This window comes from Streptomyces triticagri (assembly GCF_003429565.1).
GTDB lineage: Bacteria > Actinomycetota > Actinomycetes > Streptomycetales > Streptomycetaceae > Streptomyces > Streptomyces triticagri.
Genome location: NZ_QUAK01000234.1, coordinates 76,555 through 92,341, shown reverse-complemented (window position 1 = coordinate 92,341; position 15,787 = coordinate 76,555). Strand labels below are relative to the sequence as shown.

Annotated in this window: 11 protein-coding genes; 8 read left to right on the top strand and 3 right to left on the bottom strand. The window is 71.2% G+C overall.

Annotated elements, in window-relative coordinates; genetic code table 11:
• Window positions 1–131: 131 nt before the first annotated feature.
• The 5 genes from DY218_RS31745 to DY218_RS31725 all read left to right on the top strand — a co-directional run bounded on the left by DY218_RS31745 (window position 132) and on the right by DY218_RS31725 (window position 7,662).
• Entirely contained in the window at window positions 132–2,315 is a 2,184-nt protein-coding gene (locus DY218_RS31745; protein WP_233521999.1) for a glycoside hydrolase family 27 protein, read from the top strand.
• Between the two features lie 77 nt (window positions 2,316–2,392).
• The gene (locus DY218_RS31740) at window positions 2,393–3,679 is read left to right on the top strand and encodes an ABC transporter substrate-binding protein (protein WP_128559626.1); all 1,287 of its coding nucleotides are present in this window, start codon (window positions 2,393–2,395) and stop codon (window positions 3,677–3,679) included.
• A 1-nt stretch (window position 3,680) separates the two neighbouring features.
• Window positions 3,681–4,616: a carbohydrate ABC transporter permease gene (locus DY218_RS31735; protein ID WP_128559625.1), complete on the top strand. Its 936-nt coding sequence runs from the start codon at window positions 3,681–3,683 to the stop codon at window positions 4,614–4,616.
• A complete protein-coding gene (locus DY218_RS31730) occupies window positions 4,616–5,515 on the top strand; it encodes a carbohydrate ABC transporter permease (RefSeq protein WP_128559624.1) in 900 nt (299 codons plus the stop codon). Before DY218_RS31735 ends, DY218_RS31730 begins: the two co-directional genes overlap by 1 nt.
• Entirely contained in the window at window positions 5,512–7,662 is a 2,151-nt protein-coding gene (locus DY218_RS31725; RefSeq protein WP_128559623.1) for an alpha-galactosidase, read from the top strand. The genes DY218_RS31730 and DY218_RS31725 overlap by 4 nt, the downstream gene beginning before the upstream one ends.
• Before the next feature lie 10 nt (window positions 7,663–7,672).
• Here DY218_RS31725 and DY218_RS35530 read toward each other — a convergent pair whose 3' ends face one another.
• On the bottom strand, window positions 7,673–8,662 hold the full coding sequence (locus DY218_RS35530) for a GNAT family N-acetyltransferase (protein WP_233521998.1): 990 nt from the start codon (window positions 8,660–8,662) through the stop codon (window positions 7,673–7,675).
• 327 nt (window positions 8,663–8,989) lie between these two features.
• Between DY218_RS35530 and DY218_RS34680 the strand changes: the two genes are divergently transcribed.
• The 3 genes from DY218_RS34680 (at window position 8,990) to DY218_RS31705 (ending at window position 13,227) form a co-directional block, all read left to right on the top strand.
• Window positions 8,990–9,790: a hypothetical protein gene (locus tag DY218_RS34680; RefSeq protein ID WP_199566916.1), complete on the top strand. Its 801-nt coding sequence runs from the start codon at window positions 8,990–8,992 to the stop codon at window positions 9,788–9,790.
• Between the two features lie 29 nt (window positions 9,791–9,819).
• Entirely contained in the window at window positions 9,820–11,046 is a 1,227-nt protein-coding gene (locus DY218_RS31710; protein WP_128559622.1) for a Clp protease N-terminal domain-containing protein, read from the top strand.
• Between the two features lie 111 nt (window positions 11,047–11,157).
• Window positions 11,158–13,227: a phosphocholine-specific phospholipase C gene (locus DY218_RS31705; RefSeq protein ID WP_128559621.1), complete on the top strand. Its 2,070-nt coding sequence runs from the start codon at window positions 11,158–11,160 to the stop codon at window positions 13,225–13,227.
• Window positions 13,228–13,291: 64 nt separating this feature from the next.
• Here DY218_RS31705 and DY218_RS31700 read toward each other — a convergent pair whose 3' ends face one another.
• Both DY218_RS31700 and DY218_RS31695 read right to left on the bottom strand, forming a co-directional pair.
• Window positions 13,292–14,824, bottom strand: coding sequence for a serine/threonine-protein kinase (locus DY218_RS31700; protein ID WP_128559620.1), 1,533 nt, complete (start codon window positions 14,822–14,824; stop codon window positions 13,292–13,294).
• Between the two features lie 217 nt (window positions 14,825–15,041).
• Entirely contained in the window at window positions 15,042–15,737 is a 696-nt protein-coding gene (locus tag DY218_RS31695; protein WP_233521997.1) for an O-methyltransferase, read from the bottom strand.
• Between the last annotated feature and the right edge of the window lie 50 nt (window positions 15,738–15,787).

Genomic DNA, 15,787 nt, shown 5'->3' with positions numbered 1-15,787 from the left:
TTACTTAATTAGTAATTGTTATTGACAGCGGCCGGACCCTGCGACAACAGTCGTCGCGAGCGCTGCCGTTCGGACACATCCTGGAGACCGCAGCGCCCTCCCGGTTGTCAGCACCTCGTCAGGAGAGCTCTGTGACTTCACCCCACGCAGCGACGGTCGGGCCCGCGCTGCTCACCGCGGCGCTGCTGTCCGCGACCCTGCCGGCCGCACCGGCGTCGGCCGCCGACTCCCCGTCCCACACGGCCACTTCGGCCACTTCGGCCACCAGGAGCGCATCGGAGGAACGCCCGCTCGCCCCCACCCCGTACATGGGCTGGAACACGTACTTCGCCGTCGGTCAGCCCACCGAGGAGACCGTCAAGGACGTCGCCGACCACCTGGTGAGCAGCGGTCTCAAGAAGAGCGGGTACGACATCGTCTGGCTGGACGGCGGCTGGCAGGCCGACACTCCGCGCGATGCGCAGGGCCGCCTGGTCGCGCATCCGGACCGCTTCCCGTCCGGCATCCCGGCGTTGGTCGACTATCTGCACAAGCGCGGCCTGAAGGCCGGCATCTACACGGACGCGGGGACCTACGACGGCGGCGAGACCTGCGGCCTCGGCAGCAGGGGCCACTACGACCAGGACGCCCGGCAGTTCGCGGGCTGGAAGTTCGACGCGATCAAGGTCGACTTCCTGTGCGGCATCACCGAGAAGGCCGACCCCGAGCCCGCCTTTAAGGAGTTCAGCGAGGCCGTACGGAAGGCCGGCCGGCCGATGATCCTCAATCTGTGCAACCCGCTCACGGACGACTGGGGCATCCCGCACACGCCCGCCCAGGACGCGAAGAACAACTACCGCTTCGGCCCGCGGTACGGCGACTCCTGGCGTACCGGCACCGATGTCGCCTTCGGCACGCCCTCCGAGAACCAGTGGCCCAACATCCTGCGGAACCTGGACGCCAACATGGCGCACCCCGAGGCCCAGAGCCCCGGCCGCTACAACGACCCGGACTACCTCATCCCGATGCGCAGAATGGAGGACGGCTCGCGCGAGCTGACCGAGGAGGAGTCCACCACCCAGCTGGTGATGTGGTCGGTGATGGCGTCGCCGCTGGTGATCGGCGCCGATCCGCGCACCCTGCCGCAGAGCATGATCGACACCCTGCGCAATCCGGAGATCCTCGGCGTCGACCAGGACCCGCTGGCGATCCAGGGCGCCAAGGTGGCCTCGGACGACACCGGTGACGTGTACAGCAAGGTGCTGCAGGGCACGGGCAAGCGGGCCGTGGTGCTGCTCAACCGCTCCGACGACGACGCCGAGCGCACCGTCCGCTTCTCCGACGCGGGCCTCGACGGGCCGGTCCGGGTGCGTGACCTGCGCGCCCGTGCGGACAAGGGCACACATCGCGACACGTACACGGTGCGGGTGCCCGCGCACGGCACGGCGTTCCTGAAGCTGAGCGGCGAGGATTCCGCGCCCGGCACCGCACTCGGCGCGCGCTCCTCGCAGGACCCCGCAGCGGTGCGTACGGCGGACGGCCGGACGGACCTCTTCGTACGGGACAAGGCCGGCTCTGTGCGGCGGCACACGGTGCGGGACGGGCAGCGGGCCGGCGACGGCGAGAGCCTGGGTACGCCGCCGGGCGGCCGCGTGACCGGTCGCCCTGCCGCGCGTGCCACCCGGGACGGCGACGTCGAAGTGTATGTCCGCGCGGCGGACGGCCGCGGCTATCGCAAGGTACTGAGCGGCGACCGCCAGGGCGCGTGGCAGCGCGTCGACGACCGCAGACTGGGCTCGGCGCTCGCCGCCGCGGGCACGGGCACGGGCGGTCAGGACACCACCGTCGTCGCCCGCGGCACCGACGGTGACCTGCTCGCGAAGTCCGGCCCCGACGCCAACTGGACCGACCTCGGCACTCCGGAAGGACACGGCCTGTACGACGACCCGGCCGCCGTCGCCGATGCGCAGGGGCGGGTCCATGTGGTGGTACGCGGTACGGACAGTGCGCTGTGGACCCGGGTGAAGGACGCGAACGGCAGCTGGTCGCAGTGGAGTTCGCTCGGCGGCTCGGTGGGCGGCAGCCCCTCGCTGGCGCTCGACGGGGACACCGTACGGCTGTACGCACGGGCCGGTGACTACACCGTGTGGCAGCGCTCCCTGCCCGGCACGTCCGACGGTGACGGCACCGAGTGGACGGACTGGAGCAAGCGCGCCGACTTCCCCAGTGCGGCGACCCAGGGCTCCCTCGCGGCCGCCGGAGGCGACGACGTGTCCCTCGTCGCGGCCTACCGCGGCGTGGGCGACCGGCTCCGACTGACCGCGCTCTCCGACTAGTTCACGCCTCGGCGGACCGGCCGCGCCCCCGGTTCACCGCTCGACCGGTCCGCCGGGGCCTCCTCAGGAGTCACTTCATGGCCACCTCTCTCCCAAGTCGCCGCCGGTTCCTGACCGGCGCCGGCGCCGCCGGTCTCTCGGCGATGCTCAGCGGCTGCGTCACCTCCGTCCGCTCCGGTGGCGGTACGGCCGGCGGCGCGGTCACCCTGCAGTCCAACCTCTCGTCCCCGCAGGCGAAGAGCGCGCTGCAGACCGTCGTCGACGCCTTCAACTCCCGTGGCGGCAGCCGCGTTTCGCTCAACACCATCGCCTCGGAGACCTTCCGCACCCAGCTCCCGACCTACCTCACCTCGGCCAACCCGCCCGATCTGTACACCTGGTACCCGGGTTCGGTCGCCGACGCCTACGCCAAGCGCGATCTCCTGCTCGACCTGGACGACCTGTGGAAGGGTCCGGACCTCTCCCGCTACAGCGCCGCTCTGAAGCGCCTCTGCTCGACCCGCTCGGGAACCAAGGTGTTCGTCCCCACCACGTACTACTGGTGGGCGTTCTTCTACCGGAAGTCCCAGTTCGAGAAGTGGGGTGTGAGCCCGCCGGAGACCTGGGACGAGTTCCTGGATCTGTGCGACAAGCTCAAGGGCAAGAAGGTCGAGCCGATCGGCATGGGCGCCGGCGGCAACACCGCCTGGATCTCGTCCTCCTGGTTCGACTACCTCAACATCCGGATCAACGGCCCGCAGTACCACCGCGACCTGCTCGCCGGCCGGCACCGCTTCGACGACCCCGAGGTGCGGCGGGTCTTCGACCGCTGGGACGAGGCGCGACCCTTCCTCGACTCCAAGAGCACGGCGCTGCCCTTCCAGGACGCCACCACCGAACTCCTGCAGGGCCGTACGGGAATGATGCTGATCGGCACCTTCTTCGCCGACGCCGTGCCCAAGGGCGGGCTCGACGACATCGACTTCTTCCGCTTCCCCGCCATCGACCCCGAGGTGCCGATGGCCGAAGAGGCCCCCACCGACGGCTACTTCGCCAGCGCCCGCAGCCGGCGCACCCGGCAGACGAAGGAGCTGCTCGGCTATCTGGCCACCGCCGAGGCGCAGGAGCTCTACCTCAAGGGCTCGTCCGGGACCGCGCTGCCCACCCATCCCGACGCCAAGGACAGCGGCACCGCCCTGGTGAAGAAGGGGCGCGCCCTGATCGAGGGCGCCGACGAGGTCACCCAGTTCTTCAACCGCGACTCGAGCGACGAACTGGCGCCGACCGCCGACACCGCACTGATCCGCTACCTGGCCGAGCCGGAGAAGATCGGCTCGATCCTCACGACCTGGCAGCGGGACGCCGAGAAGATCTGGGGCAAGTGACATGGCCGTCCTCGAAGAAGCTCCACCCGTCCCCGCGTCCCGGCCACCGCGCACCCGGCGCCGCCGCGGCGCGGCCACCCGGGTGCACCCTGTCGTCGTCACCTTCGTACTGCTTCCGCTGCTCATCGAGGGCTTCTGGGTGTTCTGGCCCGCCCTCCAGGGCTTCTATCTCTCGGTGACCGACTGGGACGGCATCTCGGCCGCCCAGTTCGTCGGCCTGGACAACTTCCGGGAGATGTTCGGCGACCAGGTCTTCCGGGACGCGGCCGTCAACACCGCGCTGTGGCTGCTCCTGTTCGGCGGCCTGTCCGCGCTGCTCGGTCTCGGCGCCGCGCTGCTGCTGCAGCAGGAACGCCGCGGCGTCGGCTTCTACCGGGCGGCCCTGTTCCTGCCGGTGGTCTTCTCGCTCGTCGCCACCGCCCTGGTGTGGCAGGCGATGTACCAGCCGGACGGGCTGATCAACAACGTCCTCGAAGGGGTCGGTCTGGACGGGCTCACCCGCTCCTGGCTCGCCGACCGCGACACCGCCCTGTACGCCGTCCTCGTACCCGCCCTGTGGCGTCAGGTCGGCTATGTGATGGTGCTCTATCTCGCCGGGCTCAAGGGCATCGATCCGATGCTGCACGAGGCGGCCAAGGTCGACGGCGCCACACCCTGGCAGCGTTTCCGCCATGTGACGCTGCCTCAACTCCGCAGTGTCAACGCGGTGGTGCTCTCGGTCATCGTGATCGACTCGCTGCGCTCCTTCGACGTGGTCTGGGCGCTCACCCAGGGCGGCCCGTACCACTCCTCCGAGCTCCTGAGCACGTACATGTACTCCACCGCCTTCGAGTCCCTGCGCCTCGGTTACGGGTCCGCCCTGTCCGTCGTCATCTTCGTGCTGGCCTTCGGCGTCATCGCCTCCTACCTCGTCCGCGCCTTCCGGGAGGCAGACTGATGCGCACCACCACACCACCCGCACCGACCACCCAGGCCACCCAGGCCACCCAGGCCACCAACAGCCGCGCCCTGCACCGGCGTCGGGCCGCCACCGTCGGATTCCACGCCGGCGCGGGACTGCTCTCGGTGCTGTGGCTGATCCCGATCGCGCTCGTCCTCGTCACCGCCGTCCGCTCCTTCGACGACATCGCGGCCAACGGCCTCGGCGCACTGCCCCATTCGTTCACCCTGGACGGCTTCTCCCAGGCGTGGACGGACGGCGGCCAGCAGCGCGCCCTGGTCAACAGCCTCCTGGTGACCGTCCCCACGGTGCTGCTCTCCCTGCTGCTCGCCTCCATGGCGGCCTTCGCGCTCAGCCGCTACGACCTGCCCGGTCGCCGGACGCTGCTCCTGGTGATGCTCGGCGGCAATCTGCTGCCGCCGCAGATCCTGCTCATCCCGGTCTCGAAGATGGCCGAACTCTTCGCCCTCCACGACACGTTGTGGGCGCTGATCGGTGTGCAGGTCGGCTTCGGCATCGGCTTCTTCGTGTTCGTCCTGCACGGGTTCATGCGGGCGATCCCCGCCGAGGTGCAGCAGGCCGCGGTGATCGACGGTGCGGGCCCGGCGCAGATCTACTGGCGCATCGTCCTGCCGCTGTCCCGGCCGGCGCTCGCCGCACTCGGCGCCCTGTCGTTCACCTGGATCTTCAACGACCTGCTGTGGGCGATCACCGTCCTGCGCACCGAGACCCGGATGCCGATCACCGCCTCGCTGCTCGGACTTCAGGGCCAGTACGTCTCACAGTGGAACGTGATCGCCGCGGGATCCGTGATCGCCGCCGCGCCCACCGTCCTGGTCTTCCTCCGCTTCCAGCGCCACTTCGTGGCGGGCCTCAACCTAGGAGCAGTCAAGTGAGCACCACCCCCCGCGCGACGCCCGGCGAGCAGGACCGCTGGCTGCTGCGCACCGAGAACACCGTGTACGCCGTGACCCTCGGCGGCGACGGGGCGGGCGACGGGCCCGGCGCCGGTGTCTGGCCCGAGCTGTCCGCCTGGGGGCCGCACGGCGCGGAGGACGGTCCTTCCCCGCTGGAGTGGTCGCGCAGAACGCACTTCATCACCCCCGCCGACACCGCCCGGGCCGAGTACATCCCGTACGGTCTGCGCCCGTTCACCCGCGGCGAGCTCATCGCCGCCGCCCCGGGCCGGGAGCGCGGAGTGTGGTGGCGCTTCGCCGGCGCGGCGCAGGACGGGCCGACATCGCTCGCCCTCACCTTCCACGACGATGTGCCCGGCCTGCGCGTCGTCCTGCACTACGCCACCGTCCCCGGCACCGACATCGTGCAGCGCTGGACGGACCTCACCGCCACCGGCACCTCCGCGGTACGCCTCGAACGGCTCGACTCGGGAGCCGTGAACATCCCCGTCGGCGAGGCCGGGGCACGCCTCACCCATCTGACCGGCCAGTGGTCCCAGGAGTTCCAGCGCACCACGACCCGGCTGCGGCGCGGCCGTCTGGAGACCGGCAGCACCCAGGGCACCCCCGGTCACGCCCACGCTCCCTGGATGGCCGTGCAGGACGCGGGCCTGCCGGCCGAGGGCGACACCCCCACGTACGGCATCGCCCTGGAGTGGCCGGGCAACTGGCACATGACCGCCGAGGCCGAACCCGGTGGCACGGTGCGGGTCGGCGCCGGCCGCGTCCCGCACGAGTCCGCGCTCGTCCTGCACCCCGGGCGGACCCTCACCACTCCCCGCCTCGCCTGTGCGTTCAGCCCGGACGGTCTGGACGGACTCGCCCGGGTGTGGCACCGCTACGAACGCCGGCTCGCCGGGGATCGTCTGGACCGTCCCCGCAAGGTCCTCTACAACTCCTGGGAGGCCACGTCGTTCGCCGTGGAGGCCGACGGACAGCTCGAACTCGCCCGCAGGGCAGCCGAGATGGGCGTGGAGCTCTTCGTCGTGGACGACGGCTGGTTCACCGGCCGCCACGACGACACCGGCGGCCTCGGCGACTGGACGCCCGACCCCGCCGCCTTCCCGCAGGGCTTCGACCGCTTCGTGGACGACGTACGCGGTCTCGGTCTGGACTTCGGCCTGTGGGTCGAGCCCGAGGCGGTCAGCCCCGGGTCGGAGCTCCACCGGGCCCGTCCGGACTGGGTGTACCGCCTCGAGGGGCGCCCCTCGCGCCTGGTCCGCAATCAACTCCTGCTCGACCTGGGGCTGCCCGAAGTGCAGGAGTACGTCCTCGAGACCCTCGACCGGCTGCTCGGCCGGCACGCCGTCTCGTACCTGAAGTGGGACATGAACCGCCCGCCGACCGAGCGAGGGCGGCCGGGAGCGGACCCGGAGTCGACGGACCTGGACGCCGAGCACGTCGCCGGCTATCTGCGCGTCCTCGACCATCTGCGCTCCGCGCACCCGCACGTCACGGTCGAGGGCTGCGCGGGCGGTGGCGGCCGCGTCGACCATGCCACCCTGGCCCGCACCGACGTGGTCTGGCCCAGCGACAACACCGCGCCCCTGGACCGGCTCTCGATCCAGTACGGCTATCTGCACGCCCACGCACCGCACACCATGAGCTCCTGGGTCACCGACTCCCCCGGGCTCTTCGACCCCCGGCCGCGCTCCCTCGCCTTCCGCTTCGTCAATGCGATGTCGGGCGTCCTCGGGATCGGCGCGGACATCGGTGCCTGGCCGGCGGACCGGCGCAAGGAGGCGGCCCGCTGGATCGCCCGCTACAAGGACATCCGCGGCCTCGTCCACCACGGTGAGACACATCTGCTGGGGACGCCGTCCGACGCGACCTGCGGAGTGCAGTTCACCGCAGGCGACGGCTCCCGTCTCGCGGTGACCGCACTCAACACCGGTCGCCTGGACGGCAGTCCACTCGTCCCGGGGTGCGCCGCGCGGCTGCGCCTGCGCGGCCTGGACACCGCCGCACGCTACCGCGACGAGCACTCCGGTGCGGAGTACGGCGGGGCGTACCTGGCGCACTCCGGGCTGCCGTTCCAGTGGAGTGCGGAGCACGATGCCGAGCTGCGGGTCCTGACCCGGCTCTGAGCCGGGGCCGTCAGCTGCCGGTGCGGGGGCGGTGGGCGCGGATGTCGACGGGGCGGCCGTCCGGGTCGTGGGCCGTCATCGTCCACTGGGCGGGCAGGGTCACGATCGGATCGACCCGGTGTCCGGCGGCCAGGATCCGCTCGCGCATCTCCTCCAGTTCCGCGAGCGAGCCCACGCGCAGACCCCAGCCGGCCTGCCCCAGCGGGTCCAGGTCGGTCCGGGGCGCGGCGGTCATCCCGACCAGCATCAGGTGGTCGTTCCCGCCGACGTCGAGGGCGGCGATCCGCGGGCCGGTCGCGGTCGCCGCGCGCTCGAAGGCGAAGCCGGCTCCGAGCACCTGCGTGTAGTACGACAGGAGCCGGTCGAGGTCCGTCGTGGGCAGGGTGAGGTGGTTGATTCCCAGCAGCGGGGGCGGAGTCGCTCCGCGCCTGTCGGGATCCTGCGGCTCCCGACCGCTGCCGGGCGACTGCAGACCCCACGTCTGCAGGACATACGGCCTGCCCTTCTCCTCGCCCTCGATCAGCGGCACGTCGAGCAGCGTGAATCCCGCCTTCGCGGCCACCGCGGCGCTCGCCGTGTTCTCCGCCTCGAGCTCCAGGATCACCTGCTCCACGCGGAGCTGCTCGAAGGCGTACGCGGCCATCACCCGCACCGCCCGCGCGGCAAGACCCTGACCGCGGTGCGCGGGACCGATGGCGTACCCGATCTCGGTGCCCTCGGGGGCACACCGCAGCATCACCTCACCGAGCGGTGCACCGCCGTCGACGGTGACGGCGAGCAGCATGGCCGTGCCCTCGGCCCGCAGTTCCCGGTCACGGACCAGGCGTGCGCGGGCCGCGGCGGCGTCGAAGGGGGACACGATCGGTGTCCAGTGGGCGATGTCGGGATGGTCGAAGAGGCCCGGCATCGCGGCCAGATCGGCCTCCGTCCAGTCCCGCAGGACCAGGCCCTCGCCGGTCAGTTCGACCCGCGCGGGAAACGGTGTCGCGGTGCTGCTCATGCGCCGGATCCTCCCTGATCTGTGGAACAGGCAGCCTATGCGGCAGGAGGCCGGACCGCCGCTCCGTTTTCTCCGCGGTCCGGGTCGCCCTCCCCGGACCGGACCGCAGCGCCCGAAGTGCCCGCGATCGCGTGGGAAGTCTGCCCGGACCGGGCGCCGCGTGCCCGAGTGCCGCCCGCAAGTCTCATGATCACCTCGGCTGTGTCATCACCTCGTAACCGCCCTTCCCCCGGCGTCGACCGGTCGGACACGATGTCGGTCGACCAAGCACAACTCCGGCCGGGTCCCGCACCCGGCCGCTTTCGTACGTCCACGGGGAGCCACGGCATGCTTCGCAGCCACCGCCGCAAGACCGTCCTGACCGCCGCCGCTCTGGTGGCGACCACCGCGCTGCTGACGTCCTGTCAGGGAGGCGACTCCGACGGCAGGAAGTCGCACGGCTCCGGGTCGTCGGGCTCACGCTCGGACGCGAAGGGGAAGGCCGACGACTCCGACTCGGGTGACACGGGTGCCTCGGCCGGCAAGGACGGAGGCGACGGCAAAGAGGCGCACACCGGCGGCGGGGCCGCGTCGGGCGGCAAGGCAGTGACCGGCACCTGGTTCGGGAACGTCACCTATCTGGCCCCCGGCAAGTACACCGTCTCCGATCTCAAGGACACCCAGCAGGCGTTCGTCACCTCCACCGACACCGACATCGAGGGCGCGGGCAAGATCTGCGGCGATGCGGACGGTCAGGCCGCGACTCCCTGCACCGAGGCCCAGCTGGAGGCGGCCGCGAAGGACGGTGTGAGCGCCACCGTCAAGCTCAGGAACGGCATCGCCGTGAGCATCGTCGAGGACCACGCGAGCAGCGGCGGCAGCGACAAGCCCTCCGGCAGCTGGTCCGGGAAGCTCGGCCATCTGGCCCCGGGCAAGTACACGGTCGCGGACCAGCAGGGCAAGGAGCGCGCGTTCTTCACCTCGACCGACACCACCATCAACGGCTCCGGTCTGATCTGCGGCGACGCGGAGAGCCCGAACACGCCCTGCACCGAGGACCAGCTCACGGCGGCGGCGAAGAACGGCGTCGACGTGGTCGTACAGGTCAAGGACGGCATCGCGGACGTCATCGACGAGAACCACAACTGACCGGACCACAGCCGAGCAGAGGGAGACCGATGGATCCGCGCACCCCCGACCGCAGCGCCGGAGCGACCACCGAATTCGAGCGGGACGTCGTCCAGTTGTTCCTCGAGGCGATGAACAGGGCCGCCAAGGAGGAGCGTACGGACGTCGGCACGGAGAGCGTCCTGAGCGCCCTGGTGTCCGGGGATTCGGCCGCCGGTTCCGCGATCGCCCCCGGGATCAAGGCCTCCGGCTCTCTCGGCGGTTCGATCGGGGCCCGTGGCACCTCGGTCTGGATCAGCGCCGACGCGGGCGACGGAGCGGTGGAGGCCCCGCAGGACGGGCGGGAGATCGACGCCTTCTGGCGGGAGGTGCGTCAGGAGCAGGCGAAGCGGCTGCGCTGGAGGAACCGCAGGAAGGACGAGGTGGCGGCCGCCGTCGAACTCCCGCCGCTGACCGGCGCGTTGCGGGCCTGCCTGCGCAGGTCGCTCGAGACGGCACGGCAGCGGGGTGCCCTGTCGGTGCGCGTCGGCGATGTGGCGTACGCCCTGCTCGCGCTGCCCGACACCCGGGCGCGGGAAGCCATGACGGTGGAGAAGCTGGACATCTCCGCCGCGTGTGCCGCGCTGCAGCGGTCACTCGGGGAGGACCCGGCGCCTGAGCCCGGTTCGGTCCTGATGCTGCGCACGGCCGGCACGTTCGGCAGGAGCGGCAATCCGCTGACGCGGAAGTTCACCGCCTGGGTCTTCGGGGGCGGCGCCGGCTTCGGCTCCGCGGTGGTGAGCGCGGTGCGTGCGGAGGCCCTGCGGGGAACGGTACGGCGCGGGGCGGCGGAGCAGCAGCCCGTCGACGTGCTCCTCGGCATCCTGGCCCTGGACCGCGCGCTGACCGTCGCGGGCCGTGAGCTCCCGGGCCGGCTGGCGGCAGACAGCCGCGGGGCGGAACTACTGCGCCGGCACGGCGCCCGACAGGACGCGCTCGCCCGTGTGCTGAGCGACTCGGCGAGTTCGGCCGCCGGCGCCGGGGACCCCGGGGAGGTCGAGAGCGCCGCACCGTTCGAACGCAGGCTCCTGCATGTCACCCAGTTCACCGCCTCCGCCCAGGGTGCACCGACGGTCGGCACGACCCATCTGCTGGCCGCGCTCCTCGACAAGGCCGGTACGGACGAGACGTCCGCGGCGGAGGTCGAGCGGGTCCTGACCGAGTGCGGGGCGGACGTCGCCGCACTGCGGGCTGAGCCGACGCTCCGGGTCCCGAAGGACGCGGCGGGAGCGGCCTGAGCGGGCCGCCCGAGCTCCCCGACCTGGACCCGCTGCTTCCGCACCGGTCCTGACCTTGGCAGACTTCGCGCGTCCCATCGGCAACACGCGCATCTTTGTGAGGTCTTCAGCATGCCCGAACTCAATCGGCGCCGCTTCCTGCAGATAACGGGAGCAACCGCAGGTTTTGCCGCCCTGTCCAGCAGCATCGACCGGGCGGCCGCGATACCCGCGGCGCGCCGTACCGGTTCCCTGAAGGACGTCGAGCACATCGTCGTCCTGATGCAGGAGAACCGCTCCTTCGACCAGTACTTCGGCGCGATGAGGGGCGTACGCGGCCACGGCGACCCGCGTCCCGTGACTCTCCCGAGCGGCAAGTCCGTCTTCCACCAGCCCAAGGAGCCGGGCTCCGACACCGAGGTGCTGCCCTACCGGGCGGACGACGAGGACCTCGGCATGAAGTTCCTCGCAGGCCTCGACCACAGCTGGAACGGCAGCCACCAGGCGCTCAACGACGGCGCGTACGACGGCTGGATCGCCGCCAAGTCCGAGGAGACGATGGCGTACATGACGCGGGAGGACATCCCGTTCTTCTACGCCCTCGCGGACAAGTTCACCGTGTGCGACGCCTACCACTGCTCGTACATCGGCAACACCGAGCCCAACCGCTACTACATGTGGACGGGCTACCAGGGCGGCGACCCGTCCGGAATCGGCGGGCAGGTCGTCTCCGGGGACAAGCCGGGCAACGAGGGCATCAGTTATCCCGAGCGCCTCGAGGAGGCCGGGATCTCCTGGAAGTACTACCAGGACATCGGCAACGGCCTGAACGCCGAGGGCGAGTGGGGCTGGACCGAGGACGCGTACATCGGCTGCTACGGCTGCAACACGCTGCTGTACAACGAGACCTTCCGCAAGGCGAAGCCGGGCGAGCCGCTCTACGAGAAGTCGCGGCGCGGTACCGAGATCAAGAAGGGCGGGGAGCTGCTCGACGACCTGCGCGCCGACGTCGCCGCGGGCGAGCTGCCGCAGATCTCGTACATCACCGCGCCCGAGGCGTTCGACGAGCACCCCAACTGGCCCACGAACTACGGCGCCTGGTACATCGCGCAGGTCCTCGACGTGCTGACCTCCAATCCGGAGGTGTGGAGCCGGACGGCCCTGTTCATCACCTACGACGAGAACGACGGCTACTTCGACCACGTCGTGCCGCCGTATGTGCCGGCCTCCAAGGACCAGGGCGCCGCGACGATGGACACCGCGGCCGACTACTACGCGGGCGACGCCGACAACCAGGCCGGCCCCTACGGCCTGGGCCCGCGGGTGCCGATGCTCGTCGTCTCGCCGTGGTCGACGGGCGGCTACGTCTGCTCGGAGACCTTCGACCACACCTCGATCATCCGCTTCATGGAGCAGCGCTTCGGCGTCCACGAGCCGCAGATCTCACCGTGGCGCCGCGCCGTCTGCGGCGACCTGACCTCCGCCTTCGACTTCTCCCTCAAGGACACCGACCGGCCCGAGCTCCCGGACGTGGACGACTACGAGCCGACCGACAACGAACGCCATGACTCCTACGTCCCGGTGCGCCCCGACACCCCGCAGTCGCTGAAGCAGGAGAAGGGCTCCCGCCGCACTCGCCCGCTGCCGTACGCCCCGCTGGCCGACAGCGCGACGGACGCCGGGACGGGTGCGGTGACGCTGACCTTCGGCGGCGGCCGGAAGTCCGGTGCCCACTTCCATGTCACATCGGGCAACCGCACGGACGGCCCCTGGGTGTACTCCACGGAAGCCGGCAAGACGCTCTCGGACACCTGGTCGACGGCGTCCACCGACGGCGCGTACGACCTCACCGTGCACGGCCCCAACGGCTTTCTGCGCACCTTCCGGGGCACGGCGACGGCCCCGGGGCCCGAGGTCACCGCGCGGCATCTGTCGCGCAGCGGCGGCATCGAGCTGACGGTCACCAACTCCGGCGAGTCCAAGGTGACGCTGCACCTGACCAACGGTTACGGCGGCCGCAGCGAGAAGCTCACGGTGCGTCCTGGCGCGAAGCTGACGCACACGATCGGCCTCGCCCGTTCCAAGCGCTGGTACGACCTGAGGATCCTCGCCGAGGGCGACAGCACGTATCTGCGCCGGCTGGCCGGCCACGTCGAGACCGGCAGGCCCGGCGTCAGCGACCCGGCCATCGCGACGGCCTGAGGGCCGCGGCACCTCTGGGAGCGGGCGGGCGGCACCTGACTGCCGCCCGCTCCCGGCGACGCTGTTAGTCCCGGCTGCCCTTGTCGAAGCGGAATCCGTTGCGCACGTCCGCGAAGACCTTCTTGTGCCGGTTCCAGTCCGCACTCGGTGCCGAGAGGTAGATGGCGTACTCCGTCTTGCCCGGCTCCCCGAACCCGAGGTCCTGGGCGCGGAACTGGCGGGCGCGGCCCTGCCAGGTGAACTCCCATATCGCGGCGGGCATGCCCCGGTAGGCCGTGCTCTGCATCCGGATCTGCCGGTATCCGGGCAGTTTGCCCTCCTCGATCGATCTGGCCTCGTCGTCCTTCCAGCGCTGCAGCGGGTCGGTGCTCGCCAGGTCGACGGTCGCGACGCGCAGGCTGACCAGGCCGGCCGGGTCGATGTAGGCCACGCCCTCGTTGTCCTCCGGGAGGTCCTTGCGGGTCCAGCCTTCGGGTACGGGGAAGGAGACGCCGAACTGCTTCTCGTGTACGAGGCGGTAGCCCTGCGGCACCGGGGACGGCTCGGCCGTGGGGGTGCGTTCGGCGCTCCTGGTCGGCTCGGGGCCGCCCTGGGGCGGTGAGTCCTTGTCGTCGCCCCGGCCCTGCATCAGGAGGAACGTGCCGCCGACCGCGAGTGCCACCGCGACGGTGGTGACGGCCGCCCACAGGACCACCCGGCGGCCGCGCCCGCGTCCGCCGCCGGGCCCACCAGGGGTGGGAGTGCCCGGCGCTTGCGCCATGGGGGCCGTCGGGGCGGTGCGCGCGGGATCCGGAGGGAGGTGACGTACGGTCTGAACGGCCGTCGTGGACGTCAACTCCCGCAGCCGCTCCTCGACTTGTGCCGCCGATGGCCGCTCGGCCGGGTCCTTGGCGAGCAGTTCGTCGATCAGCGGGGCCAGCGCCTGCGCATCGGCCGGAGGCTCGACGGCGTCGAAGGCGATCGCGTACGCCGTCTCGAACGGGGTGTTCCGGCGGAACGGCGGATACCCCTGCACCGCCTGGTACAGGGTGGCGCCCAGGGCCCACAGGTCCGACGCCGGTGCGGGGTCGCCGCCGCGGAGGCGTTCCGGGGCCAGGAAGTCGATGGACCCGACCAGTTCTCCGGTGCGGGTGAGGGTCGAGGTGTCGGCGACGACGGCGATGCCGAAGTCCGTGAGGACCACGCGTCCGTCGGCGCCGAGGAGCACATTGCCCGGCTTCACATCGCGGTGGAGGACTTCGGCGCCGTGTGCCGCCCGCAGCGCCGCGACCATCCCGGCGCCGACTCTCGCTGCCTCAGGGGCAGTCAGCGGCCCGTTCTTCTTCAGGATCTCGTCCAGCGCGGATCCCCGGACATGCTCCATGATGATGCAGGGCAGCCCGTCGTCGTCCACGACATCGTGCACCACCACGACGTTGGGGTGCGTGATGCGGGCAGCGCTGCGGGCCTCGCGCCGGGTGCGCTCGAAGAGCCTGGCCCGCTCGGTGTCCTCCAGACTCCCCGGCAGATGCAGCTTCTTGACCGCGACGTGCCGGCCGAGCACCTCGTCCTCGGCCTGCCAGACGGTCCCCATGCCGCCGCGCCCGATCCTCTCCATCAGGCGATATCGCCCGGCTATCAAACGCCCGGGCTCGTCGACCCCCGTGCCGTCCCACACTTCGCGCTCCTCACACTGCGCCCGTGCCGGCCGTTCCGCGCCCGTACCCGCGGACGGCCCCTGTCGTGGCCCGGCCACGATATCGGCCGGGCCACGAGGCGCTTCAGGCCGTGGTGCGTACCGGCGGACGGGCGCCGCCGCGCGCCCGGCTCGGTGATCAGCGGCGCAGCGAGAGTTCGCCCTGGGGCTTGTAGGCGGAGCCGCTGAGCAGCGGCACATTCCCGTACCCGCTGTCGGGCGCCTGCACATAGTCCAGGAACTCCCGGTCCCGGTTCTCGTTGTAGACCAACGCGCCGGACCTCAGCTTCGGTTCGATGAGCCTGAGGACGTCGAGCGAGACGATCGGCTCCCAGCCGTCGATGAGCGCGAAGTCGATCCCGTCGGGAACGGCGGCGAGCGTCTCCCGGGCGTCCCCTTCGAGCACCGTGACATAGTCGCCGAGACCGGCACGGGCGAGATTCTCCCGGGCCTGCGCCGCCTTCTCCGGCACCAGCTCGGCGGTGTACACCCTTCCTCGGCCACCGTCACGCAGCGCCGCGGCAAGGAAGATCGTGGAGAAGCCGAGGGACGTGGCGAACTCGACGACATGGCGCGCCTGCCCGTGCCGGACCAGCAGGTACAGCTGGTCCCCCTGCTCGGGGCTGAGCGAGAATCCGGTCCCGGAGTGCTGAAACGGATCCGGATCGTGCGCGTACGCCTCCCAGTTGATGTGCCGCTCGCGCTCGTACAGCTCGTCGAGCACCCCGAGCACTCCGGGATCCGTGATCAACCGACTGTGAAACGGCGGCCGCTCGACCATCACGGACGGCGTCTCCGCCTTCGCCCCTCCACCCGGCCGTTCACCCTCCACCACGATGCGCCTCCCCTGAGTCGCCCTACGAAACGTCCCGCCCGGCAAGGCCA

Excerpts from the sequence above, each read along its gene's own strand:
- DY218_RS31735 (WP_128559625.1), top strand. The coding sequence starts at position 3,681 with ATGGCCGTCCTCGAAGAAGCTCCACCCGTCCCCGCGTCCCGGCCACCG.
- DY218_RS35530 (WP_233521998.1), bottom strand. The coding sequence starts at position 8,662 with ATGAGCAGCACCGCGACACCGTTTCCCGCGCGGGTCGAACTGACCGGC.
- DY218_RS31700 (WP_128559620.1), bottom strand. The coding sequence starts at position 14,824 with ATGGAGAGGATCGGGCGCGGCGGCATGGGGACCGTCTGGCAGGCCGAG.
- DY218_RS31710 (WP_128559622.1), top strand. The coding sequence starts at position 9,820 with ATGGATCCGCGCACCCCCGACCGCAGCGCCGGAGCGACCACCGAATTC.
- DY218_RS31740 (WP_128559626.1), top strand. The coding sequence starts at position 2,393 with ATGGCCACCTCTCTCCCAAGTCGCCGCCGGTTCCTGACCGGCGCCGGC.
- DY218_RS31705 (WP_128559621.1), top strand. The coding sequence starts at position 11,158 with ATGCCCGAACTCAATCGGCGCCGCTTCCTGCAGATAACGGGAGCAACC.
- DY218_RS31730 (WP_128559624.1), top strand. The coding sequence starts at position 4,616 with ATGCGCACCACCACACCACCCGCACCGACCACCCAGGCCACCCAGGCC.
- DY218_RS34680 (WP_199566916.1), top strand. The coding sequence starts at position 8,990 with ATGCTTCGCAGCCACCGCCGCAAGACCGTCCTGACCGCCGCCGCTCTG.